Annotated in this window: 22 protein-coding genes; 4 read left to right on the top strand and 18 right to left on the bottom strand. The window is 73.3% G+C overall.

The window, feature by feature from the left end:
• Positions 1-8 precede the first annotated feature (8 nt).
• The 10 genes from FHX52_RS01650 to FHX52_RS01605 all read right to left on the bottom strand — a co-directional run bounded on the left by FHX52_RS01650 (position 9) and on the right by FHX52_RS01605 (position 9,673).
• The gene (locus FHX52_RS01650) at positions 9-674 is read right to left on the bottom strand and encodes an SRPBCC domain-containing protein (RefSeq protein ID WP_141819349.1); all 666 of its coding nucleotides are present in this window, start codon (positions 672-674) and stop codon (positions 9-11) included.
• The gene (locus FHX52_RS01645; protein WP_141819347.1) at positions 671-1,060 is read right to left on the bottom strand and encodes an ArsR/SmtB family transcription factor; all 390 of its coding nucleotides are present in this window, start codon (positions 1,058-1,060) and stop codon (positions 671-673) included. Before FHX52_RS01645 ends, FHX52_RS01650 begins: the two co-directional genes overlap by 4 nt.
• Before the next feature lie 57 nt (positions 1,061-1,117).
• Entirely contained in the window at positions 1,118-1,885 is a 768-nt protein-coding gene (locus FHX52_RS01640) for an FAD:protein FMN transferase (RefSeq protein ID WP_141819345.1), read from the bottom strand.
• Between the two features lie 44 nt (positions 1,886-1,929).
• Positions 1,930-2,514 (bottom strand): FMN-binding protein, encoded by a 585-nt coding sequence (locus tag FHX52_RS01635; protein WP_141819342.1) that lies wholly within the window; start codon positions 2,512-2,514, stop codon positions 1,930-1,932.
• Positions 2,515-2,584: 70 nt separating this feature from the next.
• On the bottom strand, positions 2,585-4,018 hold the full coding sequence (locus FHX52_RS01630; protein WP_141819340.1) for a ferredoxin reductase family protein: 1,434 nt from the start codon (positions 4,016-4,018) through the stop codon (positions 2,585-2,587).
• 63 nt (positions 4,019-4,081) lie between these two features.
• Positions 4,082-5,014 carry an NAD-dependent epimerase/dehydratase family protein gene (locus FHX52_RS01625; RefSeq protein ID WP_141819338.1) on the bottom strand — a complete coding sequence of 311 codons (933 nt, stop codon included), beginning with the start codon at positions 5,012-5,014 and terminating at the stop codon, positions 4,082-4,084.
• Positions 5,015-5,032: 18 nt separating this feature from the next.
• Entirely contained in the window at positions 5,033-6,640 is a 1,608-nt protein-coding gene (locus tag FHX52_RS01620) for a class I adenylate-forming enzyme family protein (RefSeq protein ID WP_141819336.1), read from the bottom strand.
• Complete coding sequence (locus tag FHX52_RS01615; protein ID WP_141819334.1) at positions 6,637-7,842, bottom strand: cytochrome P450; 1,206 nt, start codon at positions 7,840-7,842, stop codon at positions 6,637-6,639. The genes FHX52_RS01620 and FHX52_RS01615 overlap by 4 nt, the downstream gene beginning before the upstream one ends.
• The gene (locus FHX52_RS01610) at positions 7,839-8,651 is read right to left on the bottom strand and encodes a glycosyltransferase (protein WP_221630428.1); all 813 of its coding nucleotides are present in this window, start codon (positions 8,649-8,651) and stop codon (positions 7,839-7,841) included. The genes FHX52_RS01615 and FHX52_RS01610 overlap by 4 nt, the downstream gene beginning before the upstream one ends.
• Positions 8,648-9,673, bottom strand: coding sequence for a 3-oxoacyl-ACP synthase III family protein (locus FHX52_RS01605; protein ID WP_141819332.1), 1,026 nt, complete (start codon positions 9,671-9,673; stop codon positions 8,648-8,650). The genes FHX52_RS01610 and FHX52_RS01605 overlap by 4 nt, the downstream gene beginning before the upstream one ends.
• 71 nt (positions 9,674-9,744) lie before the next feature.
• On the opposite strand from FHX52_RS01605, the gene FHX52_RS01600 reads away from it, so the two are divergent.
• Positions 9,745-11,037 carry a cytochrome P450 gene (locus FHX52_RS01600; protein WP_141819330.1) on the top strand — a complete coding sequence of 431 codons (1,293 nt, stop codon included), beginning with the start codon at positions 9,745-9,747 and terminating at the stop codon, positions 11,035-11,037.
• A gap of 11 nt (positions 11,038-11,048) precedes the next feature.
• On the opposite strand, the gene FHX52_RS01595 is transcribed toward FHX52_RS01600, so the two are convergent.
• The 3 genes from FHX52_RS01595 to FHX52_RS01585 are packed head-to-tail and all read right to left on the bottom strand — an operon-like array spanning position 11,049 to position 14,370.
• Entirely contained in the window at positions 11,049-11,831 is a 783-nt protein-coding gene (locus tag FHX52_RS01595) for a TSUP family transporter (RefSeq protein ID WP_141819328.1), read from the bottom strand.
• Positions 11,828-12,595 (bottom strand): HAD family hydrolase, encoded by a 768-nt coding sequence (locus tag FHX52_RS01590; protein ID WP_141819326.1) that lies wholly within the window; start codon positions 12,593-12,595, stop codon positions 11,828-11,830. Before FHX52_RS01590 ends, FHX52_RS01595 begins: the two co-directional genes overlap by 4 nt.
• Positions 12,592-14,370 (bottom strand): proline--tRNA ligase, encoded by a 1,779-nt coding sequence (locus FHX52_RS01585; protein ID WP_141819324.1) that lies wholly within the window; start codon positions 14,368-14,370, stop codon positions 12,592-12,594. The genes FHX52_RS01590 and FHX52_RS01585 overlap by 4 nt, the downstream gene beginning before the upstream one ends.
• 166 nt (positions 14,371-14,536) lie before the next feature.
• Here FHX52_RS01585 and FHX52_RS01580 point away from each other — a divergent pair, with 166 nt between their 5' ends.
• Positions 14,537-15,340 (top strand): methyltransferase domain-containing protein, encoded by an 804-nt coding sequence (locus tag FHX52_RS01580; RefSeq protein ID WP_141819322.1) that lies wholly within the window; start codon positions 14,537-14,539, stop codon positions 15,338-15,340.
• On the opposite strand, the gene FHX52_RS01575 is transcribed toward FHX52_RS01580, so the two are convergent.
• The gene (locus FHX52_RS01575) at positions 15,258-16,064 is read right to left on the bottom strand and encodes a DUF4184 family protein (RefSeq protein ID WP_185747031.1); all 807 of its coding nucleotides are present in this window, start codon (positions 16,062-16,064) and stop codon (positions 15,258-15,260) included. The genes FHX52_RS01580 and FHX52_RS01575 overlap by 83 nt on opposite strands.
• Before the next feature lie 130 nt (positions 16,065-16,194).
• On the opposite strand from FHX52_RS01575, the gene FHX52_RS01570 reads away from it, so the two are divergent.
• A complete protein-coding gene (locus FHX52_RS01570; protein ID WP_141819318.1) occupies positions 16,195-17,043 on the top strand; it encodes a GNAT family N-acetyltransferase in 849 nt (282 codons plus the stop codon).
• Here FHX52_RS01570 and FHX52_RS01565 read toward each other — a convergent pair.
• Both FHX52_RS01565 and FHX52_RS01560 read right to left on the bottom strand, forming a co-directional pair.
• Positions 17,033-17,443, bottom strand: coding sequence for a DoxX family protein (locus FHX52_RS01565; RefSeq protein WP_141819316.1), 411 nt, complete (start codon positions 17,441-17,443; stop codon positions 17,033-17,035). The two genes, FHX52_RS01570 and FHX52_RS01565, sit on opposite strands and share 11 nt — an antisense overlap.
• 28 nt (positions 17,444-17,471) lie before the next feature.
• Entirely contained in the window at positions 17,472-18,317 is an 846-nt protein-coding gene (locus FHX52_RS01560) for a GNAT family N-acetyltransferase (protein WP_246069563.1), read from the bottom strand.
• 72 nt (positions 18,318-18,389) lie between these two features.
• Between FHX52_RS01560 and FHX52_RS01555 the strand changes: the two genes are divergently transcribed.
• Complete coding sequence (locus tag FHX52_RS01555; RefSeq protein ID WP_141819314.1) at positions 18,390-19,112, top strand: 4'-phosphopantetheinyl transferase family protein; 723 nt, start codon at positions 18,390-18,392, stop codon at positions 19,110-19,112.
• 25 nt (positions 19,113-19,137) lie between these two features.
• Here FHX52_RS01555 and FHX52_RS01550 read toward each other — a convergent pair whose 3' ends face one another.
• Entirely contained in the window at positions 19,138-20,454 is a 1,317-nt protein-coding gene (locus FHX52_RS01550) for a M1 family metallopeptidase (protein ID WP_141819312.1), read from the bottom strand.
• 54 nt (positions 20,455-20,508) lie between these two features.
• Entirely contained in the window at positions 20,509-24,423 is a 3,915-nt protein-coding gene (locus FHX52_RS01545; RefSeq protein ID WP_141819310.1) for a Pls/PosA family non-ribosomal peptide synthetase, read from the bottom strand.
• Positions 24,424-24,484 lie beyond the last annotated feature (61 nt).

Raw genomic sequence — 24,484 nt, 5'->3', positions numbered from 1 at the left:
CTGCCGCATCACCCGAGGTATGCCGCGATGCACCGGTCCGCCGCAGCGCGCGCCGCCGCCTCGTCCTCGCCGGCATCCACCTGGGCGCGACACCACGCCTCGCCACTGCCACGCATGAACGCGCGGCCGTCGTCGCTCGCGACCCAGGCTGCCGCTTCCTCACGGTCCATGCCGCTGCCCGACTCGAGGTGCAGCGTGAGGCCGAGCAGCATCGAGTCCCAGCCGATGCCGACGGCGCCCGGTCCGTACTCCGCCCACCGCTGGGCGTCGACATGAGCGACGTGCTCGACGCGCAGGGCCGACTCGGTGTCGCCGCCGGAGAGCGTGGCGACCACCCAGGACACCTCGCCGGCGAACTCCCACGTGACGGCGATCCGCTCCCCGGGGACGCACTCCTCGATGCTGCCGCCCGCGTTGCCCTCGAGCTGGTAGTGCCCACCGAGCCGGAGGTCGCCGCTGATCGGCATGAGCCACCGCGAGATCCGCTCACCGTCGGTGACAGCCGACCACAGCTCGTCGATGCCGACCGGGTAGCTCTGCGAGACGGTCACGGTCTTCGTGTCAGCGCCGTCGCGACTCCCGCTGGCCACCGTGCGGCCGACGGTCCCGAGACGGTCGGCGTGCCGGGCCGGCTCTGCGGGCCCTGTGGCGCTCGTGCTGCTCGTGCTGCTCATGTGGTGGTCCTCCTGCTGCTGTGGGGTGAGGTGCTGGACGGTGCTCCGGCACGCTTCGGCGCCCCCCGGCCCCTCGCACCCCTGTGAAGCTCGGTGCCGAGGGCGTCGAGACGCTGGGTCCAGAAGTGGCGGAACTGCGCCACCCACGCGTCGACCTCCTCGAGCGGCCCGGGCTCCACGGCATACAGCCGCCGCTGGCCGTCGGCGCGGACCGACGTGAAGCCGGCGTCGCGAAGGACCTTGAGGTGCTGCGAGACCGCGGGGTGCGAGATGCCGAACTCGGCGGCGATGACCTCGGCCAGCTCGCCAGACGACCGCTCGCCGTCGGCGAGCAGGGTCAGCAGGCGGCGACGGACCGGGTCACCGAGGACGTCGAAGGCGTGCACCCGCTTATTGTTTGCGCTTCTACTTAATTAAGTCAAGTGCACAGTATGCCGTCCGGCTCAGAGCACGGTGGAGAGGTAGTCGGGGGCCGCACGGTCGAAGGCGTCGGCCGTCTCTGCGTCGCCGACGAAGAGGGCGGTCGCCCAGATGTCTGCCCACAGCAGGGTGGGGCCGACCACGGTCACGGAGCCGCTGCGGCCGACCATCTCGCCGGTGCGGGGGTCGTAGAGGTGGGCGCCTCGCGCTGCAGTGCCAGAGGTCGCCACGGCCCCGTGGGTGAGCGAGACCGTGCTCGCGATCTGCGAGCGGTCGCGGGGGTTCTCGATGCCGACGCGCCAGGCGATGCTGCCCTCGCCCTCGCGTGGCAGGTCACCGGACGGCACGACGAGCAGGTCACCACCGGCGTTGATGCACGACGATGTGCCCGACAGGTCGAGCAGGCACTGCGCCGCTCGGTCGACCGCCCAGCCCTTGACGAGCCCGGTCGGGTCGAACGCGAGGTCGCCCTCCCCCGTCGGCAGAAGGGTCGTGAAGGCGCCACGGGTATCGCGCTCGGCGCGCTCCCCGATCGCCAGCGCCTCCTGGATGAGCGGGCTGACCTCGCTGACGTCGACCTCCTCTCGGCGCAGCCGCATGAGGTCCGAGTCGTCGCGGTAGGTCGAGAAGATCCGGTCCATCTCGCGCAGGACCGCGAAGGCCTCCTGCACCGCCTGCTCGCCCTCCGGCGTGAGGGCCGATGCCCCGCGCAGGTGGATGCTGATCGGCATACCCATGATCTGCTCGACCCAGGCCTTGCGCGCGGGGGGCGTCCTCGTCTCGAGGTTCATCGTGGCTCCTTGCTTCGTGCTTCCCAGTGTGGCTCGGAAACGCCTCAGAGACCTGCCTGGTCGATGGCGGACTGGAGCGACTGCGTGTAGCCCTCCCAGGTGTAGGTGGCGCCGGAGACGACGTCGATGTTCGCCGACTGCGCCTGGACAGCCTCGTCGTTGTAGATCGGGACGGCCTGCGAGTTGATCATCTGGTCGTGGCGGTCGGACATCGGAACCTGGAGCACGTCGACGGCCGTGATCTTGCCGCTCGCGACGGTGATCTGGACCTGCACCGGGCCGTAGCGCGTGTCGACGGCGTCACCGGCGATCGTCTTCGCGGCGCTCGATGCGCTCGAGCCCGACGAGCCCGACGAGCCCGACGAGCCCGAGGACCCTGAGGACCCTGAGGACCCCGACGAGCTACCGGAGCTGCTGGAGCTGCTGGACGAGGAGCTGTCGCCATTCCCACCCGTGCCGCCGGAGGAGCCCGACGCCGAGTCGGTCGTCGTACCGGGGGCGCTCTGGGACGTCGTGGTGGCGGGGCGGGTCTCTGCCGTGGCCACGACCGAGGACCGCGACGTGTGGTAGCTGAAGAGCAGGACGATGACGGTGAGGGTGCTCATGGCCCAGGTGACGATGCGACGCATGGGGGTCTCGTTTCGGGTTCTCGTGGCTGGAGCTGGGGTCGGGGGTTCGGGTCGGGGGTTAGGGTCGGGGTCAGTAGCTGAAGCGCTCGTGGTGGATGGACTCGGTCGGCACACCGGCGTCCTTGGCAGCCTCGATGACGTGGTCCATCCACGCAGGGTTGCCGCAGACGTAGACGTCGCGGTAGGCGATGTCGGGCACGATGCGCAGCAGCGCCTCCGCCTCGCCCAGGTGGGCGGAGTCGGCGGGCAGCCAGCTGTCGCGATCCGTGCGGCGATGGCCCACGACGGCGACGACCCGGGCGCCCTTGGCGCGGGCTAGGGCGAGCAGCTCGTCGGCCAGGACGATGTCGGACTGCCTCCCGACGCGGTAGATGACGACGGTGGCGTCGGGCCCGGGGGGCAGCTCCTCGAGGAGGGCGCGCAGGGGGGTGATGCCGATGCCGGCCCCGATGAGCACGGTGCGCTCGCGGGTGCGCACCCCGGAGTGGAGCCGCCCATACGGTCCCTCGACGAGGACGGGCGTGCCCGGCCGGAGCGTCGCGAGCCGGCTGCTCGAGTCGCCGACTGACTCGGCCGTGATGCGCAGGCTGCGGCCGTCGGGCGCGGCCGAGATGCTGTAGGGGTTGGCCCGCGAGCCGCCCTCCCCGTCGAGGAAGCGCCACTGGAAGAACTGGCCGGCGCGGACGGGCAGACGGTCGAGGCGTCGGCCCGTGACGACGACGGAGGTCACGGTGGGCGACTCGGCCTGCACGTGCGACACGACGAGGCGGTGCCTGCGGGAGCGGATGAGCGGCAGGGCGACGCGGTAGACGACGACGCTCGCGAGCGCGGCGGCATACAGGCCCCACCAGAAGACCGTCGCGACGGTGCTCGACCGGAAGTCGGCCCCGGTCCACAGCTGGTGCGGCAGGGCGAGCCCGGCGCCGAGGTAGGCGTAGAGGTGCAGCAGGTGCCACGACTCGTAGCGCAGCCGTCGCCGCGCCTTCTTGACCGACGTCACGACGACCATGACGAGCGCGACGGTGCCGGCCAGGGCGAGCAGCATGCCCGGGGCGTGGAGCGTCTCGTCGATGAACGTACCGATGACGCCGAGGTCGGTCCCGGCGCTGTAGCCGAGGATCGTCAGCACGATGTGGGCGATCATGAGGTTGAACGAGGTGAAGCCGACGAGGCGGTGCACGCGCGCGAGCTCGTCCTGACCCCAGGCCTGCTCGAGAACCGGGATGCGCGCCATGAGCAGCACCTGGATGAGGATGAGCACCGAGGCGACGAGCCCGGTGAGGCGCCCGACGTTGGTCAGCGACTCCCCCACCGAGGTGAAGTCGCTGATGCCGCCACCGGCGACCCAGAGCGCCACGACGAAGAGCACGAGGGCCCACCCGGCCGCGGCGGTGGCGTCGCGCCACCAGCGCGGCGTCGGCTGCAGCCGGCGGGCGATCGCGGGCGCGGCAGTGGTGCCGGCCGACGGGAGGTCATGGGCCTCGGGGAGGACAGCTGCGCTCATGAGTCTCACCCTTCTGCCGGTTGCTGTGCGTCACCTGTGGCCGCGTCAGCACCGTCGTGTGAGTCAGCCGCCGCCAGTCCACCTCGTGAGATCGGTGGCCGCCGGCGTGATCCCGAGGTGCTCGCGCAGCCGCGACGTGGCAAAGGCACGACTCACCGCCAGATGGGACACGCCGTATGCCGTGAGCAGTGGTGCCGTGCGCGAGCGCAGGAGTCGTGCGGTGCCCTCCGACACAAGCGCTGCCGCCCAGGCGGCGGGCGCTCCCGTGAAGAGGGGCCGCTCGTGCCAGCCGTTGGCCGCGGCGACACCGGCGACGATGTCGCGCAGCTCGAGCGGGCGCTCGTCGGCGACGTTGAGCACCGTTGCGCCGCAGTCGCTCTCGCAGGCCCTTGCGGCCGCGGACGCCACGAGGCGGACGTCGGTGAGGTGCACGAGCGTGCGGCCGCCCCCCGGACACACGAGTCGCCCACCCCGGCGCGCCCGGGCGAGTCGGGGCAGCAGGGTCGTGTCACCCGTGCCGTGCACGGCGTGCGGTCTGAGCACGACCGCGTCGCCCCGCGCGAGCACGATGCGCTCCTGCGCGATCTTGGCCCGGGTGTAGGCCGAGAGCGGGCGCCGGGTCGGTGCGTCGTCCTCGGTGAGGACCCACCGAGGTCGGCCGGCTCCGCGCAGTGGGTAGACGCTGGCGGAGGAGATGAGGACCACCTGCGTCGCCGGCCACGTGTCGAGCACCGCCCTCGTGCCCGACACGGTGACCGCCTCGTGCACGGACCACGGGTCCCACTCGTCGACGTGGGCACCGGCGTGGACGACGGCGTCGACACTCGGGGCATCGGTGAGACGGCCCGTGGTGAGGTCCCACGGCCGGTGCACGAGGCCGGCCCGCTCGCGGACCGGGCGGCGGCACAGTGCGACGACCTCATGACCTGCCTCGAGCAGGTGCGAGACGACTGCCCCGCCGACGAAGCCGCTGGCGCCGGTCACGGCAACCCTCATGCGACCCTCACCTGGGCCTCACGCCCTGTCGGCCGCTCGCGCGGCGGCCACGAGATCACGCAGGGCCTCGAGGTCGACGGCAGCGGAGCGGCCGCGGCGCGGCACCTCTTGGACGAGGACCACCTCGTCGGGTCGCCAACCCTCGTCGGCGAGGTCGGGCCACGCCCGGTGCACCGCCCTCGCGAGGGCCTGGACCGTGGCCCAGCGCGCCGGCGTGTGCTCGGGCACCACGGCGAGCACGACGCGCTCGTCGCCCGACACGGGGTCGGCCATCCCCACGAGGGCGCAGTCGTGGATCCCGAGCCCGGTGTGCTCGCGCAGGAGCGGTTCGACGAGGTCGGGATAGATGTTGGCCTGGCCGCGGATGATCATGCTCTTGGAGCGCCCCGCGAGCAGGAGCGAGCCGTCGGGCGCGAGCGACCCGAGGTCGCCGGTGTGCACCTCACGCGTCGGCTCCTCGCCGGCGATCCGGTCCCGGCCCTGCGGAGCGACAACGACGATCTCGCCGACCCGAGCTACGACCTCGCCGTCGCCGTCCAAAGGGCCGTTCTCGTCGAGGCCGTCGATGCGCACCGACACCCCGGGGAGGGGAAACCCGAGGCAGATGCGCCCGGGCGGCGAGCCGAGCACCTGCTCCCCCGTTGCGACCGCGACCGGCAGCGCCTCGGTGAGCCCGTAGACCGCGCGCACCGTCACCCCGGGGGCGAGCTGCATGATCCGACGGACGCCCGTCGGGAGCACCGGCGCCCCACCCATCGCGACGTGCCAGACGGTCGGCGGCAGGCCGAGCTCGGCTGCCGCGAGCAGCTTGGCGGGCACGGCATACAGGTGCGTGGCGCCTTCGCGGGCCGCTTGGCGCACCCAGCCGGCGGTCGTCGCGGTCACCGGCGGGAGCGACCACCGACCACCGGCGACGAGGGTGGGCAGGCCGATCATCAGCTGGTCGGTGTGCAGGACGACGTGCTCGTCGAGGCCGAGCGCGTCGACGGCCGCGAGCACCCCTGCGGAGAGCGATCGCACGCTGTGCACGACGGCGCGCGGGGCAGCCGTCGAGCCGGAGGTGAAGACGACGAGGGCGTCGCGCGACGGGTCACCGGGGGCCCGGACCACCTCTCCCTCGGTCAGGGACTCCCACCGGGTCGCCCGCCGTGGCACGCCCGGCAGTCGTGGGCCGGTGACGACGTGCACGAGGTGCGGCTCCGACAGGTCTGGCAGCTGGAGACCCGCAGTCGACGGCCAGCGCGCCAGGAGGGTCGAGAGCGGCCGCCTCGTCGCCGCGTGGACCACCGCGTCGGCGACCGCGGCACGCACGGGGACGATGCGTCGCCTCACGTCGCGCAGCGCTGCACCCGCCCCGGGGTCGGCGACGACCACGACCCCGCGAGCGAGCACGACGCCGAGCGCCGCCATCACCGCGCGGGGCGACGGGCGCACCGCGAGCAGCACCCCGTCGCCCGGAGCGCTGCCCGCGCCGGCGAGGTGCGCCGCGACAGCCCTCACGCCGCGTCCGAGGTCGCCGTAGGTCACCGAGCGTCCGTGGTGGTCACGGATCGCCACGCGGGTGGGGTGGTCGTCGGCACGAGCCAGCAGGGCACTGACGACTTCGGGCGCCGAGGTGAGCGTCATCCGGGCGCTCCCGCGCTGACCCACAGCTCGGCATAGCGCGGCACGAGCACCCGCCGAGCGGCCACCCGACGCGTGACGACCAGCCCGCGCTCGGCGGCGACCTCGAGCACCATGCCCGTCATGGCGCGCAGCTCGGCGAGCGCGAGCGGCGCGCCGAGGCAGAAGTGTGATCCCGCCCCGAACCAGAGGTGGCGCATCGCGACGGGCGCCCGGCGCCCGGGGTCGAAGCCGCCCGACAGCCGTGTGGCCCACCAGAGGAGCACGACGACCCGCTCGTCCTGCCGCGGCCGTATGCCGTTCAGCTCGGTCGGCCGCGCGCAGCGGCGGAGCGTGGCCAGGCTGGGGGTCGTCATGCGCAGGCCCTCGGCGATGACGGCGTCGAGGTCGGCGGTCGCCGCGCCCGGCCGGTCGAGGAAGCCTGCGTCGGCGAGCTGGCCGACGATGCGAGGCAGGGCGCTGCTCACCGTGCCGACGCCGGTGAGGAAGAGGGCCGCCGCGAGCGAACGCGCTTCGTCGAGTGAAACGCCTTGCAGGGCAAGCCGCCCCATCACGGTGTCGGCCTGCGCCGCGCGGTGAGCAGACTCGGCTGCATCCTGGACGACGGCGAGCGCCCGGCGGGCGTGGTCGACGCCCGCCTCGTCGAAGGTGCGCGTGCGCCAGGTGACCATCGACTCGATGTCGTCGCTCGACCGGAGGAGGTCGGCGAGGTCGGCATCGCTCGAGAGGCCGACCACCTGTCCGATCACGGCAGCCGAGACCTCACGGGCGAGGCGCACGACGTCGACCGGCTCGCCTGCCCGCAGCTGCTCGGCCGCCCGAGCCACGATGGGCTGGGCAGCTTCACGGCATACCTCGTCGACGACTCGCGGGGAGAAGAGGTCGGCGAGCGACCTTCTCAGCAGGGCGTGCTCGGAGCCGTCCATGTTGAGAAGGACCCGTTCGCCGAGGACCGGGGTCCAGAGCGCCCCGGACGACCCCGGGCCCTGCTTGGTGAAGTGCTCGGTGTCGGTGAGCACCCGGCGGGCCGCCTCGGGGTCGGCGACGAGCAGCCCCACGCCCGGCAGCCGGGTCACCGATCGGCGGGCGACGGCGAGGTCGACGACGCGGGCCACCACAGGGTGCGCGGACCGGATGAGCCGCGACTCCCAGGCACGGCCGACGTCCGTCGCCGCCGGGCGGCGCGTGAGGGCGGGCGCCCTCACGCAACACCTCGAACGTCGACGACGTCGGGGTGGTGGCCGTGGTCGAGATACCACCGCAGCGTGCCGACGAGTCCGTAGGCCCGCAGTCGGCGCACCGACGCGTGCACGACGAGGTCGCGGTGCAGCTCGACCCGGCCGGAGACGCGCCGCACGCGGTTGACGAGCTCGCGGTCCTCGTGGACCTCCTCGATCGCCGTTCGCGGGAAGCCGCCCGACGCGAGGTAGGCACGCGCGCTCACACCGAGGTTGCAGCCTGGGCTCATCCGGTAGGGGCCGTGCAGCCCGGGGGCCCGGTTGCTCGGCCGCAGACGGCCGAACGTCTGGCAGACGCCGATGACGGCAGGCAGCACGGCTCGCTCCCACAGCTTGAGCCGCACCTCGTCGGAGCGGGCTCGCATCGGGCCGGTCACGAGGTCGGCTCCGCCGGCGAAGGCGCGCCGACCCGCGGCACTCCACCCAGGGGCGGGCAGGGTGTCGGCGTCGGTGCGCAGGACGTGGGTCGCCCCGTGCGCGATGGCGTGCCGCACGCCGGTGTCCGCCGCCGCACCGGTGCCCTTGCGCGGCTCGGTGATGATCTGGACGGCGAGACTGCTTGCGGCACAAGCGCGCTCGATCTCGACCATGGTGCTGTCGGTGCTGGCGTTGTCGACGACGAGGAGCGTGAAGTCACGGTCGCGCTGGGCCGCGAGAGCCTTCATCGTCGCGGCGATGCCGCTCTCCTCGTTGAACGCCGGCACCACGACCCACAGCCGTATGCCGCCGGCGTCGGAGCCTGGCCCACAGGCAGGAGCACCTGCGGTCGGCGTCACCAGCGCACCGCCATCGTGCCGACGCTGATGCCTCCCGCCAGGCCGACGAGGAGCACGGGGTCACCCGGGCGCGCGAGGTCGCGCTGCTCGATCTGCTGCCACTGGAGCGGCAGGGTGGCCGAGGCGCAGTTGCCGTGGTCGGGCAGGGTCTCGACGACGAGGTCACGGCGCAGCCCGAGCCGGCCTGCGAAGACGTCGAGGTAGGGCATCGCGACCTGGTGCACGGCGACGGCCGCGAAGTCCTCGACGCCGAGGCCGTCGGCCTTGAGGGCCCGGTGGATCTCCTCCACGTCGACGCTGTCGAAGGCCTGCCGCAACCGGGTGCCGTCCATGACGAAGTAGGTCTTGTCGAGGTCGCGCGGGTGTCGCGTGCCCCCGGCCGGCAGCTGACCCACCGACCAGTGCCGCGACTCGGCACCGAACCACCGGTGAAGGATCTCGCCGCGGGCGCCGGACTCGGCGCGCTCGACGAGTCCGGCGGCACCGGCGTCGCTCATCGTGTAGCCGGGCACCGACTCGACGAACTGGGCGGCATCGCGCACCGACCACCGAGCTGCGCGCGAGGGCATCTCGCCCGTGACGACGAGGACCCGCTGGTAGACGCCGGTGCCGATGAGCGCCTCGGCGACCTGCACCCCGTTGAGCCACGAGTTGCAGGCGTTCTTCACGTCCATGACGGGGCAGCGGGCGCCGAGCAGGTCGGCGACGATGTGCGCGGTGGCGGGCTCGACGAGGTCCTGCGAGGCCGACGCGAAGACGAGCAGGTCGACGTCGGCAGGCTCGAGTCCGAGGTGGTGGAGGGTGCGCCAGCCTGCGGCGGCCGCCAGGTCGGACGCCTGCGTGCCGGCGCCGGCATGGTGGATGCGTCGGACCCCGGTGAGGCGCCCGAGCACCCCGGTGGGAGGGGTGAAGCCGTCACTCGACGCGACGACGCGGGCCTCGACCTGCTCGACGGTCATCGCGTGCTCGGCGACATGGGCACTGACCCCGGTGACCCGGCTGGCGATGCGCTGGTGCGACATGGGGCCGCGACCTCCCTGGCTCGGCGACGAGGCTCTCCCTGCACTCGGTCCGCGCAGTCTACGGTGACGCCATGACGCCCGCGGTGAGCCGAGGTACTCAAGCGGGCGTCGCCGGTCGCCACGAACGCGCCGTCATCCGGTCCGCCAGCCCGGCACTCGGCGCGCTCGTCGCGGCGGCCCGGCTGGGCCCGCGCATCGTGCGGGTGCCGCGGCTCGGCTGGGTGGTCCGCGACCCGCTGCTCATCCGCGAGCTGCTCGTCGACCACCGCTCCACGTCCCTGCTCGGCGAAGGCGGGGTCGGGCACCTGTGGTCGCAGGTCCTGGGCGACTGGGTCGAGGACCTCTTCGACGGGGCCGGGCACCACTCCCTGCGCACGCGGGCGCGCGACCTCTTCACGGAGGCGGCGGCGCACGACCTCGTGGCCCCGGCGGCGTCGCCGGTCACCACCCTCATGACGCAGCGGCTCACGGCCGGGACGACCGTCGACGTCGCCGACCTCGCGCGCGTGCTCGTCGGCCGCATCGTCGTCGCCATGCTCGGCATCGACGTCACGACACTCGCCGCCGAGACCGCCGAGACCGCCGAGACCGACGCGGCCGGCGCGGCCGGCGCGGCCGGGCTCGACCACGACGACGGCTGGGGCGCCTACCGGCTCGTCTTCGCCCGTGGTGAGGAGCTGGCTGCGCTCGCCCTGGGCACGCAGTCCGACACGACCCTGCAGCCCGAGACCATCGACCGGGCGCGGCAGATCCTCGACGACCTCACCGCAGGGGTGCCCCGGGCCTACCGCACCGCACCGGAGTCGACGGTGCTCGGACGCTGCCGTGCGCTGGGGGTCACGGAGCAGGAGGCGACCGGCCTCGCCTCCCTGCTTCTCGTGGCCGGCACGGAGACGGCGGCGAGTGCGATCGCCCGCACCGCGGCCCTGCTCGCCGACACGGGCCAGGCCGCGCGCCTCGCCGCCGCGACGGGGAGCGATCGCGACGACCTCGTCGAGGTCGCCGTGCGCGAGGGGCTGCGCGTCACCACACCGGCGCCCGTCATCGGCCGGCACATCACCCGCGATGTCAGCGTGGGTGGCCGCACCCTTAGGGCGGGCGACCGGGTGCTCGCCCTGACCTACGTCGCGAACACCGCACCGGGCGCCTTCGACCTCGACCGTCCCTACCTCCCGGGCAACCGGCACCTGTGGTTCGGCGCGGGCCGACACCTCTGCCTCGGCGCGGCCGTCGCCCGGGCCGAGCTGCGCCAGGTGATCGCCGCCCTCGCCGCGGCCGGCCCGTGGACGGTCGTCGACCGTCAGGCCGCCCGCCGTGTCCTCATCCCGACCTACCGCAGCCTCGTCGTCCGCCGCGCTGTCTGAGCCCCGAGCAGTCAGGCCCAGAAGCCGAGGAGGCTGCCGGTGATCTTGACGATGAAGGCGCTGACGATGAGCACGAAGACGGCGCGCACGAAGCCGCTCCCCTTCGCGACCGCCGTCCGGGCACCGACGTAGCCGCCGACGAGGTTGGCGATCGCGATGACGAAGCCGACCTTGAAGAGGACGAGCCCCATCGGCAGGAAGACGGTCAGTGCGCCGAGGTTCGTCGCGAAGTTCGTGATCTTGGCCTTGGCGCTCGCCTCGAGGAAGTTGTAGCCGAGCAGCCCGACGAGGGCGAAGACGAGGAAGCTGCCGGTGCCCGGCCCGAGCGCGCCGTCGTAGACGCCGATGACGAAGCCGGTCAGCATCGCGAAGACGGTGTGCCTCGCCCCGTCGTAGCGCCGGATCGACTCCTTGCCGAGGTCGGGCTTGAAGATCGTGTAGGCGCCGACGAGGACGAGCAGCACGAGGATGATCGGGTTGAACGCCGACTTCGGGATGTGCAGCCCGATGACCGCGCCGCCGATCGACCCGACGTAGGCGACGGCCGCCATGGGCAGCGCCGTGCGCAGGTCGGGGTGCACCCGGCGGTAGTAGGTGACCGAGCTCGTCGCCGTGCCGAAGATCGAGCCGAACTTGTTCGTCGCGAGCAGCTGGGCGGGCGAGGCACCGGGGAGCCCCACGAGCAGGGCCGGTAGCTGGATGAGCCCTCCCCCGCCGACGACGGCGTCGATCCAGCCGGCGGCGAAGGCGGCGAGCCCGAGGAAGAGGAGGGTGGTGAGCGCCGGGTCGCTCACGCGCCTGCACCGTCAGCGCCCGCGCGCGCGTTCCAGGACTCGACGATGGTGAGCACGTCGCCGATCTCGTGCGCGACCGCGTCGGGCGTCGCGTCGTGCGACACCTGCTGGGCCTGCGGGATCGTCGAGTGCGGCACCCAGATGGCGCGCATGCCGACCTGCTGCGGGCCGTGCACGTCCTCGTAGGACCGGTCGCCGACGTAGGCGCACTCCTGCGGCTCGAGCCCCGCCTCACGGGCGGCGTGGGCGAAGATCTCGGCCTGCGGCTTCACCCAGGGGGTCTCGCTGGAGTAGACATCGACGTCGATGAGGTCGAGCACGCCGTCGCGCTCGAAGATCGACCGGTGGTAGTCACGGTCCCAGATCGTGTTGGAGAGGACGCCGACCCGGATCCCCTTGTCGCGCAGGCCCTCCCAGAGCGGGCGGATGTCCGGCGCGGTGAGCGTGTGGGGCTCCCACAGCTCACGGTATGCCGTCAGCGCCTCCTCCGCACCCGGGTGGCCGTCGGTGACGCCCACCGACTCGAGCAGCTCGTGAAGGCGAGCACTCCCGCCCCCGCTGCGGCCGCGCTTCCAGGCGGCGTCCTCTGCCGCGCAGATGGCGGCGACGAAGGCGGTGTGCGCGTCGCCCGTGTGACCGAGCGCGGCGGCATACGCCCCCCACGTGGCGCGGAAGTCGACCTCGTGCCAGGGCGTGATCGTGCCGCCCCAGTCGAAGAGGACCGCCCGCACGGGGAGGCCTGCCCCGCGGTCGGCGGAGGTCACGAGCGCTCGACCTCCGCGGTGACCTCGGCGGTGAGGACTGCCACGGCGTCGTCGACCGCGACCTCGCGGCGCTCACCGGTGCGGCGGTCCTTGATCTCGACCAAACCGTCGGCGAGGCCGCGGCCGATGACGAGGATCGTCGGCACGCCGATGAGCTCGGAGTCCTTGAACTTCACGCCGGGGCTGACGCCCTTGCGGTCGTCGACGATGACCGTGAGGCCCTGGATCTCGAGCTCGCGGGCGATCTCCTCGGCCTTGACGAAGAGGGTCGCGTCCTTGCCTGCGGCGACGATGTGCACGTCGGCAGGGGCGAGCTCGCGCGGCCAGATGATGCCGGACCCGTCGTGGTTGCCCTCGACGACGGCGGCGACGGCGCGCGAGACGCCGACGCCGTAGGAGCCCATGACGACCGTGACGAGCTTGCCGTTCTGGTCGAGGACCTGGAGGTCGAGGGCCTCGGCGTACTTCGTGCCGAGCTGGAAGACGTGGCCCATCTCGATGCCGCGGGCGGCGGAGAGGGTGTGGTCGCAGTTGGGGCAGGCGTCGCCGGGGCGCACCTCGGCGGCCTCGATGATCCCGTCGGCGGTGAAGTCGCGGCCCGCGACGAGGTCGATGACGTGCTGGCCGGCCACGTTGGCCCCGGTGACCCACCGCGTGCCCTGGCCGATGCGGGGGTCGAGCAGGTAGCGGATGCCCGAGCTGCCCTCGAGCCCGAGCGCGCCGGGGCCGATGTAGCCCTTGACGAGCGCCGGGTTGGCGGCGAAGTCAGCCTCGGTGAAGGCCTCGACCTCGGCCGGCTCGACCTGGGCACCGAGGCGCTTCTCGTCGACCTCGCGGTCGCCGGGCACGCCGATGGCGAGCGGCTCGCGCGTGCCGTCGGGGTGCACGAGCGTGACGACGACGTTCTTCAGCGTGTCGCCGGCGGCCCACGGCCGGTCCTCACGGGGGAAGCGCTCGTTGAGGTGCGCGACGAGCGTCTCGATGGTGGGCGTGTCGGGCGTGTCCTCCGCGTGTGCCGCGGCGGTGCCCTCCCACCCGACGGGGTCGGGAGTGGGCACCCGCACGGCCTCGACGTTGGCGGCATACCCGCAGCTCGTGCAGTGGACGTAGGTGTCCTCGCCGACCTCAGCGGTCGCGAGGAACTCCTCGCTCTTGCTGCCGCCCATGGCACCGGCCATCGCCTCGACGATGACGTAGTGGAAGCCGAGGCGGTCGAAGATGCGGATGTAGGCCTCGCGGTGGAGCTGGTAGCTCTTGTCGAGGCCCGCGGCGTCGATGTCGAAGGAGTAGGAGTCCTTCATGACGAACTCGCGGCCGCGGAGCACGCCGGCGCGCGGACGTGCCTCGTCGCGGTACTTCGTCTGGATCTGGTAGATCGAGAGCGGCAGGTCCTTGTAGGAGCTGTAGAGGTCCTTGACCGTGAGGGTGAACATCTCCTCGTGGGTCGGACCGAGCAGGTGGTCAGCACCCTTGCGGTCCTTCAGGCGGAAGATGTTGTCGCCGTACTCCGTCCAGCGGCCGGTCGCCTCGAAGGGCTCCTTGGGCAGCAGGGCGGGGAAGAGCAGCTCCTGGGCGCCGATGGCGTCCATCTCCTCGCGGACGATCTTCTCGACGTTGCGCAGCACGCGCAGGCCTAGCGGCAGCCACGTGTAGACGCCGGGGCTGACGCGCCGGATGTAGCCGGCGCGCACGAGCAGGCGGTGGCTCGGGACCTCTGCGTCCGCCGGGTCCTCACGAAGGGTTCGCAGGAACAGGGACGACAGGTGCAGGGCCACCGGGGACTCCTCTTTCGGCTGGGGGTTGTGCAACCCCGGAAGGATATCCGGGTCCGGAGGGGGTGACGCGACGCAGTTGTGCGCGCAACCGGTCCGGAGCGACCGCGAGCCGACCGCGAGGCGGACGTCAGCGGGTGGCGCGAGGTCGTCGGCGTAGCGTCGCCCCATGGCCGACGTCTACCTGCACGGGCACCACACGAGCGTTCTCGCCTCGCACGGCGTGCGCACGGCGGCGGACTCGGCTGCCTACCTGCTCCCCCACCTGCGCGCGGGCCAGCGGGTCCTCGACGTCGGCTGCGGGCCGGGCACGATCACCCTCGACCTCGCCGAGGCGGTCGGCCCGTCGGGTGCGGTGCTCGGCGTCGAGAACGTGCCGGGGCCGCTCGAGCAGGCCCGCCGCAGCGCCGCCGCCCGGGGTGACCACCGCACGCGGTTCGAGCTCGCCGACGTCATGGCGCTGCCGTATGCCGCCGGGTCCTTCGACGTCGTCCACGCCCACCAGGTGCTCCAGCACCTCACCGACCCCGTGGGCGCGCTGCGCGAGATGGCGCGCGTCACGCGGGCGGGTGGCCTCGTCGCCGTGCGCGACGTCGACTACGCCTCCATGGTGTGGCACCCGGCCTCGGACGGCATGACCCGCTGGCTCGAGCTCTACCGTCGCCTCGCGCGCCTCAACCATGCCGAGCCGGATGCGGGCCGCCAGCTTGTCGCGTGGGCACACGCCGCTGGTCTGACCCGGCTCACACCGTCGGCGTCGCTGTGGACGTACGCGACACCCGAGCAGTCCGCCTGGTGGGGCGGGGTGTGGGCGCGGCGCACGCTCGAGTCGACCTTCGCGACCCAGGCCATGGAGCGCGGTCTCGCGACACCGGAGGAGCTCGCCGAGGTCAGCGCGGCCTGGCGGGCGTGGTCGACGCACCCGGACGCGTGGTTCGCGATGACCCATGCCGAGGTGCTCGCGCACGTCTGAGCACGGTGACGTGCCAGGTGAGCGCGAGCAGGACGAGCCCCACCGCGGCGCCCAGCCCGCCCAGGGTCACCGCGCGCACGATGACCACGGAGGGCAGGGCCCCCGAGGAGACCGACGCCAGCCAGAGCACGAGGCCGGCCGCGGCGCCCGCGACGGGCAGCAGTCCGAGGGGCCAGCGGAGGCGAGGGACACGCGCAGCCGAGTCGTCGGGCGAGCGCTGCCGGAGCACGCTGCGCCACCACAGGCCGATGCCGACGAGGCCCACCACGCCCGACGCATACTGCAGCCACGACGTCACGAGCCAGGGTCCGAACGAGCCGCGCAGCGCGGGCACGACCTGCGAGCCCCACTGCCCCGGGTGGGTGAAGGCGTCCCAGCACACGTGGGTCAACGCGCCGAGGGCCACGCCGACGACGACCGAGAGCCACCACCGCGCGCTGCGCCAGAGCGGCGGGTCGAGCCGCAGCCGGCGACGAACGTCGTCGGGCAGCAGGTCGACGACGGGCGCGCGCAGCCATGCCCACCACGCCGACACGACGAGCACCCCGACGACGAGGTCGGTCGTCACCACCCCGACGAGCGAGTGGGTCTGCATGTAGTCGAACACCCACGGCAGGAAGACCGCGGTGTCCGGCGACATCGCACCCACGGCGACGGCCCCGAGGGGCAGCCCGAGCCGGCGCAGCGGGATCGCGACGACGGCATGGCTCGGGGTGAAGGGCACCTGTCGATGGTGACAGCCGAGCCGCCGCCCCGAGGAGCTTCGGCGCCGGAGTGCAGGACCTTCACAGCATCGTCGGAGCCTCCGGACAATCGGCTCGCACCGGGCGGGCGGGGTTTGCCAGAGTGGCCGTATGCCGCCGCAGCCGACCGTCCTCTCGCTCCTCACGCGTGCCCCGCAGGCCCGGGCCGCCTTCGCCGGGCTCGTCGCCCGCGAGCCGGCTGCCCTCAGCGTCGTCGCCAGCGTCACCGACGGCATCATCGCCGACCCCGGCCGGTATCCCGGCGCGCGGTGGTGGGTCGGCACCGACCCGGCCGGTGCGGCGGTCGCCGCCTTCATGCACACCCCGCCCCACCCGCTCCACATCGCGCTCGCCACGGAGGCGCAGGCCCGCGACCTCGCGGCCCGTCTCGCCGGCGAGCACGACGTCCTGCCGGGCGTCGGGGGCCTGCGGGGACCGGCCGTGGCCTTCGCTGACGAGTGGGTGGAGCGCACGGGTCGGCAGGCCCGGGTCGCCATGGAGATGGGCCGCTTCGACCTGCCGGTGCCGCCGCGGCTCGTCTTCGCGGTCGAGGGTCGCTTCCGCGTGGCGACCGGCGAGGACCTGGGCCTCGTCGACGGGTGGCACCAGGACTTCGTGGACGTCATCGAGGGTGGTGGGCGAGCCGCCCCGTCACTGGCCGAGCACGTCGCTGCCGGCCGGGTGGGGTTGTGGGAGGTCGACGGCCGACCGGTGTCGATGGCCTACGCATCGCCCGCCAACGGCGGCGTCACCCGCATCTCGGGCGTCTGGACTCCCCCGGAGCTTCGGGGGCACGGCTACGCGAGCGGCGTCGTCGCCGCCCTCAGCACCGCGCGGCTCGATGCCTGCGAGCAGTGCATCCTCTACACCGACCTCGCCAACCCGACGTCCAACGCCATCTACGAGGCGATCGGCTATCGCCGCGTCGGCGACTCCGTCCACATCGCGTTCAGCGGATGACCCCACCGGCACGCAGGGCGGTGCGGATCATCGGCCACTGGAGGGGCAGCCGCGCGACCGTCGCGGCGAGGTAGCCCTGCTTGGCCGTGCTCTCGGGGTCGCGCGACACGCGCCGGCCCGCCTTGGCCGTCATCGTGACGTTGGCCGGGAAGACCGCCACGAGCAGCACGGCCGACGCGATGCCAGCGACGCGGCGCGTGCGCGGGAAGAGCAGGCCGGCCGCGCAGGCGAGCTCAGCCGCGCCGGACACGTAGACGAGCAACCGCCGCTGCGGCAGCTGCCGGGGCACCATCGACTCGAACGGCTCGGGCTTGACGAAGTGCATCGTGCCGGAGGCGAGGAAGAGGCCGGCGAGCGCGATGGCGTCCTTGCCGAGCGGGGCGTTCGTCGTCGTCTTCATGCCCCCACACTAGGCGGGGCCGCGAGCCCTAGAGCAGGACGGTCGTGAACGCACCGACCTCGCGGAACCCGCAGCGGGCGTAGGTCGCCCGCGCGGCCACGTTGAAGTCGTTGACGTAGAGCGACACCTCGTCGGCGGCGCCGCCGAGCACCTGCTCGACGACGCTCGCCATGGCCGGCACCGACAGCCCCTGCCCGCGCAGGCGCGGGTGGAGCCACACGCCCTGCACCTGGGCGCAGCCGAGCGCGAGCGAGCCGACGTCGGCCTTGAAGACGACCTCGCCGTCCTCGACCTTGACGAAGGTGTGGCCGGCCCGGATGAGGCTCGCGATGCTCGCCCGGTAGCCCCGGTCGGAGCCGTAGAAGGGCGGGTAGCCGATCTCCTCGGTGAACATGTGCGCCGCGGCGGGCAGCACGATGTCGACCTCGCCGGGCGTGGCTGGGCGCACTCCCTCGTCGAGCGCGAGCCCGAGGTCCGAGGGGCGCTTGGAGGTCGAGAGCAGGGGCTGGTGCGTGCGCACCGCCCGCACCGGCCCCCACCCGGGCCCGAGTCGCTCCCACAGCCCGGTCACCTGCGTCGACGGGCCGAAGATCGAGGCGACCTGACGGCGCATCCGGCTGATCTTCTGCGCCACCCCGGCCACGCCGTCGTCGTCGAGCTCGACCGGCACGACGTTGGCACTGACCCAGGCCAGCCCGGCCAGCTCGCTGCCGTTCCAGTGACCCAGGACGGCGCCCGGGGAGGTCCGCAGCGACCCCTCGACGATGCGCGCCGCGACGAAGACGTTGGCCGCGCGGTCGCGGGCGCAGCACTCCAGGGCAGCGTCATGGTCTGCGGTCGTCAGCGGCCGCACGGGGAGACGTTGGCGAAGCACCCTCACAGACTGCCCGTCCCGACCGGCCGTGTCACCCCGGGCGCGCGAGTGGCGGTGCGCCATTCTGGTGCGGTGCCACCCTCCGTGCCGCCTCCGGCGCCTGATGCGAGCCCGGCCTCCGGTGTCGGCCGCGCCGAGGCGTGGTTCGCGTGGCCGACCCGCTCCGCCGGGTGGGAGCAGCGACAGGGCTCGCTCGACGCGCACGAGCGGCGCCGTCTCGACGCTCTCGTGGAGCCCACGACGGCGAGGGCGTATGCCGTGCTCCACCTGCTCGCTCGTGACGTCCTCGGGCAGGTGGTCGGCTGCCGGCCCGACCAGCTCGTCGTCGACCGCACGTGCGCGCGGTGCGGTGAGCAGCACGGCCCGCCACGGCTCGTCGGGCATCCGGATCTGCACGTGTCGCTGACGCGCACGACCGACCTCGTCGCCGTCGCCGTGTCGACCGACGCGCCGGTCGGCATCGACGCCGAGCGGGTGGCGGGCACGCGGTTCGAGGGCTTCGACGGCGTGGCGATGCACCCGAGCGAGCGGTCGCCCGACCTCGACGACCGGGCGCGAGCCGTCAGCTGGGTGCGCAAGGAGGCGGCCCTCAAGGCGCTCGGCACCGGCTTCGTCGTCGACCCGGCCGCGCTCACGACACCGCTAGCGGGTCGCACGGGCCTCGTCCTGCCGGACCGGTCGCCGGTGACGGTGGTCGACGTCCCGCTCGGTGACAGCGACCACGTGGCAGCGCTCGCGCTCGCGGCGGCATACGGCAGGGTCGACATCACCACGCACGAGGCGCCGGACGCCTGACAGCGCCGGAGCCCCGTCAGCCTGCTCAGCGCCGTGCCGGGCGGGGCAGCGCCGGCAGCGCCGGCTGCATGAGCCAGCCCTCGATCAGGTGCTCGGCCTCACCCGAGGGCTCGAACTGCGCCACGTGCGCGACGAACTCGGCGGTCGACACGGAGCCGTGCTCGTGGTCGGACACCCAGGCGCGCAGCATCGACCAGAAGGCCTCGTCACCGAGGTGCAGGCGCAGCGCGTGCAGGGTGAGGGCGCCGCGCTTGTAGACGCGGTCGTCGAACATCGTGTCGGGGCCGGGGTTGGCGAGCACGAAGTCCTGGGCGAGCCCCGCGAGACGGGTCCTGTGCTGCGTCGCGAGCACATCAGCCGTCGGCCCCCCCGACGCCTCCGACCACAGCCACTCGGCGTAGCAGGCGAAGCCTTCGTTGAGCCAGATGTCGGCCCACGACGTCACGGTGAGGCTGTTGCCGAACCACTGGTGGGCGAGCTCGTGGGCGATGAGGCGCTGGTGGGCGCCACGGCCGCTCAGCCAGTTGGGCCCGAAGGTGGCCATGCCCTGCGCCTCGAGCGGGATCTCGAGCTCGTCAGGGGTGACGACGACCGTGTAGTCGGCGAACGGGTAGCGCCCGAAGAGCTCGACGAAGAGGTCCATCATCCGCGGCTGGAGCTGGAGCTCGCCCAGCACCTGACGGTGCAGGCGCGGGGGCGCCACGACGACCTGGCGCACCGGCGCCTCGGCGAGCACGGCCTGCTCGTACTGGCCGACGTGCACGGCGGCGAGGTAGGTCGCCATCGGGTGGGCCTCGTCGAAGACGTGCCGGGTGCGGCTGCCCCGAACGTAGCGACCGGTGAGCGTGCCCGTCACGCACACGGCGTACGGCGAGTCGCACTCGATCGCGATGCGGTAGGTGGCCTTGGAGCGCGGGTGGTCGTTGCACGGGAACCACGTCGGAGCCCCCGTCGGCTGGCTGGCGACGAGGACACCGTCGTCGAGCTCCTCCCAGCCGACCTCGCCCCAGACGGAGCGCGCGGGACCGGGGTTGCCGGCATACGTCAGCGTGACGCTCGCGGTCTCGCCGGGGTCGAGGGGGCGGGGCAGCGTGACGAGGACGTGCCCGCCGCGCTGGGTCCAACGGGTGGTGAGACGCCCCGTGCTCACCTTCGAGACGCGCAGGCCGACGAGGTCGATGCGCAGCTGCGTCAGGTGCGCGGTGGCGACCACGTCGAGCCGGGCGCGCCCGCTGAGGCGGTTGGACGACACCTTGTAGTCGAGGTCGAGGTCGTAGTGGCGCACCTCGTAGGAGGCGTCCCCACGGCCGGGCACATAGGGGTCACCAGAGGTCACGGGCACGGGGCCACACTATGCCGCACCCGGCCTGCCCGCGGAGCGCGGCGGCGTGGCGCGTCATGGGGCCACCCTGTCCTTGGACCGCTTCGCGGGCTGGCGCCAGGGTGCGATCGGGTTGCCGGTCCAGCGGCTGCCGGCCGGCACGGACTCCCCACGCAGCACGAGCGAGCCCGGGCCGACCGTGGCTCCCTGGCCGATCGAGGCTGCAGGCAGGATGACGCCGTTCGGCCCCAGCGTGGCGCCGTCGGCCAGGGTGACGGTGTCCATCGACATGATGCGGTCGTGGAAGAGGTGCGTCTGGAGCACGCAGCCGCGGTTGACCGTGACACCCTCGCCCAGCGTGATGAGGTCGGCCTCGGGCAGCCAGTACGTCTCGCACCAGACGCCGTGGCCGATGCGGGCGCCGAGGCTGCGCAGCCAGATGTTGATCGCCGGGGTGCCGGTCGCCGTCCACGCGAACCACGGGCCGGCGACCATCTCGACGAAGGTGTCGACGACCTCGTTGCGCCACACGAAGGGGCTCCACAGCGGATGCTCGACGGCGCGGATCGGGCCGACGACGACCCACTTCGCGGCAGTGGTGATCGCTGCCGCGAGCGCCCCCACGACCGCGAGCACGACGCCCGACAGCGCGGCGGCCTGCCAGAGGCCGAAGCGGTCGACGACCCACGCGAGGGCGAGGAAGACGGTGACTCCGAGGGCGACGCTCACCATGACTGGGACGATGCGACAGAGCTCGACGAGTCCGCGAATCACCTTGAGCCGCATGGGCGGGGCGTAGGTGCGCTCGAGGTCGCCACTGGGCGCGGCGCGGCGCAGACGGACGGGAGGGCTGCCGAGCCAGCTCGTGCCGGCCTTGGACTTCTGCGGCGCCGCGGAGAGGACGGCGACGAGACCGTCACGGGGCACCCGGCGGCCGGGAGCGGTCATGCCCGAGTTGCCGAGGAAGGCGCGCTTGCCCACCTTCGCCCTCGCGATGCGCATCCAGCCGCGACCGAGCTCGTAGCCGGCGACGAGCGTGTCGTCGGCGAGGAAGGCGCCGTCGGCGACGGTCGTCATCTTCGGGAGCAGCAGCACAGTCGAGGCCTCGACGCCGGAGCCGACCCGCGCCCCGAGGGCCCGCAGCCACCACGGGGTCAGCAGGCTCGCATAGATCGGGAAGAGCAGCGTGCGCGCCTGGTCGAGGAGCCGCTCGGTCACCCACACCTGCCACCCGACGCGGCTGCGCACGGGGTGGAACCCCTCGCTGAGCCCGAGGCCGAGCAGGCGCACGACGACGATCGTCAGGAGCGCGAGGCTGAGGAGGGCCAGCACCGTCACCGCCGGCACGACGAGGTATGCCGCCCGGGCCGCGTCGCCGTAGGACGCTGCGTCGCGCAGCCTGTTCGCGAGCACGAGCAGGCCGGGCAGGAGGGCGATGAGGGGGATGACGGCCAGCACGATGGAGGAGACCCCGTAGACGGGCACCCAGGCCGAGCGGCGCGCCGGACGCTGCGAGGGCCACCGGCCGGAGCCGCTGCCGCCGAAGCCCACGCGCGTGGCCGGGGACCCTGCGACGGTCGTGCCTGCGGCGACGTCGGACAGCACGGTGGCGCCGGCCTCGACGAGGGCGTCGTGCCCGATGGAGACGTCCGGTCCGATCGTGCTGCGGGCGGCAACCGTGGCCCCGGCTCCGATCGAGATGGTGCCGACGTGGACCACGTCGCCGTCCATCCAGTAGCCGGAGAGGTCGACCTCGGGCTCGACGCTCGCGCCGTCGCCGATCGTCAGCATGCCCGTCACGGGCGGCACGCTGTGCAGGTCGACGCCGGGGCCGACACTGGCGCCGAGGGCCCGGGCGTAGGCGAGGATCCATGGCGCGCCGGCGAGGGACACCGCGCCCATCGACTCCGTGAAGCGCTCGGCCGCCCAGAGCCGCAGCTGAACGTGGCCACCCCGGGGGTAGGTGCCGGGCCGCACGCCGGCGAGCAGGATGCGGGCGCCGAGGGCCGAGATGCCCATCCGTCCGACCGGGGTGATGAAGGCGAGCCAGCCGATGCCGAGCACCCACCACGACGTCGGCGGGGCCCACGGTGCGAGGCCGAGGGCCCGCAGCAGCTCGGTCGCGGTGACGAGGCCCACGACCCACTGCATCCCCTTGACGGTGAGCAGCAGGAGCGAGACGACCGTCTGGAGCAGCTGGATGTGGCGTGGGATGCGGCGCACGTGCCGCGGCGGCTGCGGGTCGGCCGCCGGCTCAGCGGCCTCGAGGAGCTCGGCCTGCGCGCCGAGGCGGGGGCGGTCGTAGACGTCGGCGACCGTCACGGTGGGCACCCGCTGACGCAGCAGCGACACGAGCTGGGCGGCCGAGAGGCTGCCGCCACCGAGCGAGAAGAAGTCGGCGTCGGTCGAGGCGACCCGGGCGCCGAGCACGCTCGTCCACTGCTGGGCGAGCCAGCCCTCGAGGCCCTGGAGGTCGTCCTCGTCGCCGCCCGCCTCGGCTCCGGGCAGCGGCCAGGGCAGGGCGGCCCGGTCGACCTTGCCCGAGGTGCGCGTCGGCAGCTCGTCGACGAGCGCGAGAAGCGGCACGAGGGCGGCAGGCAGCTCCTCGCGCAGTCTCGTGCGGGCTGCCTCCGTGTCGAACGTCGTGGCGTCGTCGGGCACGACGTAGCCGACGAGCACCTGGGTGCCGGCCGGGGTCGTCTTGACCGCAGCAGCAGCTCCGGTCACCGTGGGGAGCGACTGGAGGGCGGCGTCGACCTCGCCGAGCTCGATCCGTCGGCCGCCGAGCTTGACCTGCTCGTCGCCACGTCCCATGAAGACGAGCCCCGCGGGGTCGTTGACGACGAGGTCGCCCGACCGGTAGGCCCGCTCCCAGCCGAGGGTCGGCATGGGCGCGAACTTCTCGGCGTCCTTGGCCGGGTCGAGGTAGCGGGCCAGCCCCACTCCCCCGATGATCAGCTGCCCCGTGGCACCGGGCGCCACGGGCTGCTCGTGCTCGTCGACGACGACGAGGTCCCAGCCGTCGAGGGGCAGCCCGATCCGCACGGGCCCTTCGCCCGTCATCAGGGCCCCGCAGGCCACGACCGTGGCCTCGGTCGGGCCGTAGGTGTTCCACACCTCGCGGTCCGGCGTCGCGAGGCGGGCGGCGAGCTCGGGCGGGCAGGCCTCCCCGCCGAAGATGAGCAGGCGCACCGGCTCGAGCGCCTCGGCCGGCCACAGTGCTGCCAGGGTCGGCACCGTCGACACGACGGTGATGCCCTGGGCCACGAGCCACGGGCCGAGGTCCATGCCGGTGCGGACGAGCGCCCGGGGAGCAGGCACGAGGCAGGCGCCGTGTGCCCAGGCGAGCCACATCTCCTCGCACGACGCGTCGAAGGCCACGGAAAGGCCCGCGAGCACCCGGTCGCCGGGCCCGATCGGGCTCTGCCGCAAGAAGATCCGAGACTCCGCGTCGACGAACGCCGCAGCCGAACGGTGGGTCACGGCGACGCCCTTCGGCACACCGGTCGAGCCGGAGGTGAAGATGATCCACGCGTCGTCGCTCGGCTGGACGTCGGCGAGCGGGCCGGGCGTCACGGCATACGGCTCGGTGGGTCGTGCGGGTGACGGCGGGCTCGTGACGGAGCGTCCGGCGCCGACGACTGCGGCGACCTCCGCCTCACCGAAGACGAGGTCGGCCCGCTCCTGCGGGTCGTCGGCGTCGACGGGGACGTAGGCCGCGCCGGCCCGCATGATGCCGAGGATGGCGACGTAGAGGTCGTGCGTGCCCGACGGGGCGCGGATGCCGACGCGGTCTCCGGTGCGAACCCCAGCGGCACGGAGCGCGATCGCCATGGCGTCGACCTGCTCGCCGAGCTCGCGGTAGGTCAGGACCGAGCGCGTGTCGTCGATGGCGGGTGCGTCGGGGTGCGCGTCGATCGTCGCGTGCAGGACGTCGACGAGGGTACGGGGCGCAGGCGCCCGATCGCCGGCGAGCAGCGGGTCGGGCAAGGCGACTCCTTCACCAGTGGCCACCGCCCTGCCGGGCGGCTTCTCGGAGTCTAGTGAGCCG

This window comes from Humibacillus xanthopallidus (genome assembly GCF_006717145.1).
In the GTDB taxonomy this organism is placed as follows: domain Bacteria; phylum Actinomycetota; class Actinomycetes; order Actinomycetales; family Dermatophilaceae; genus Humibacillus; species Humibacillus xanthopallidus.
Note: the sequence above shows the minus strand (reverse complement) of the source record. Positions and strands in the feature narration are given on the sequence as shown.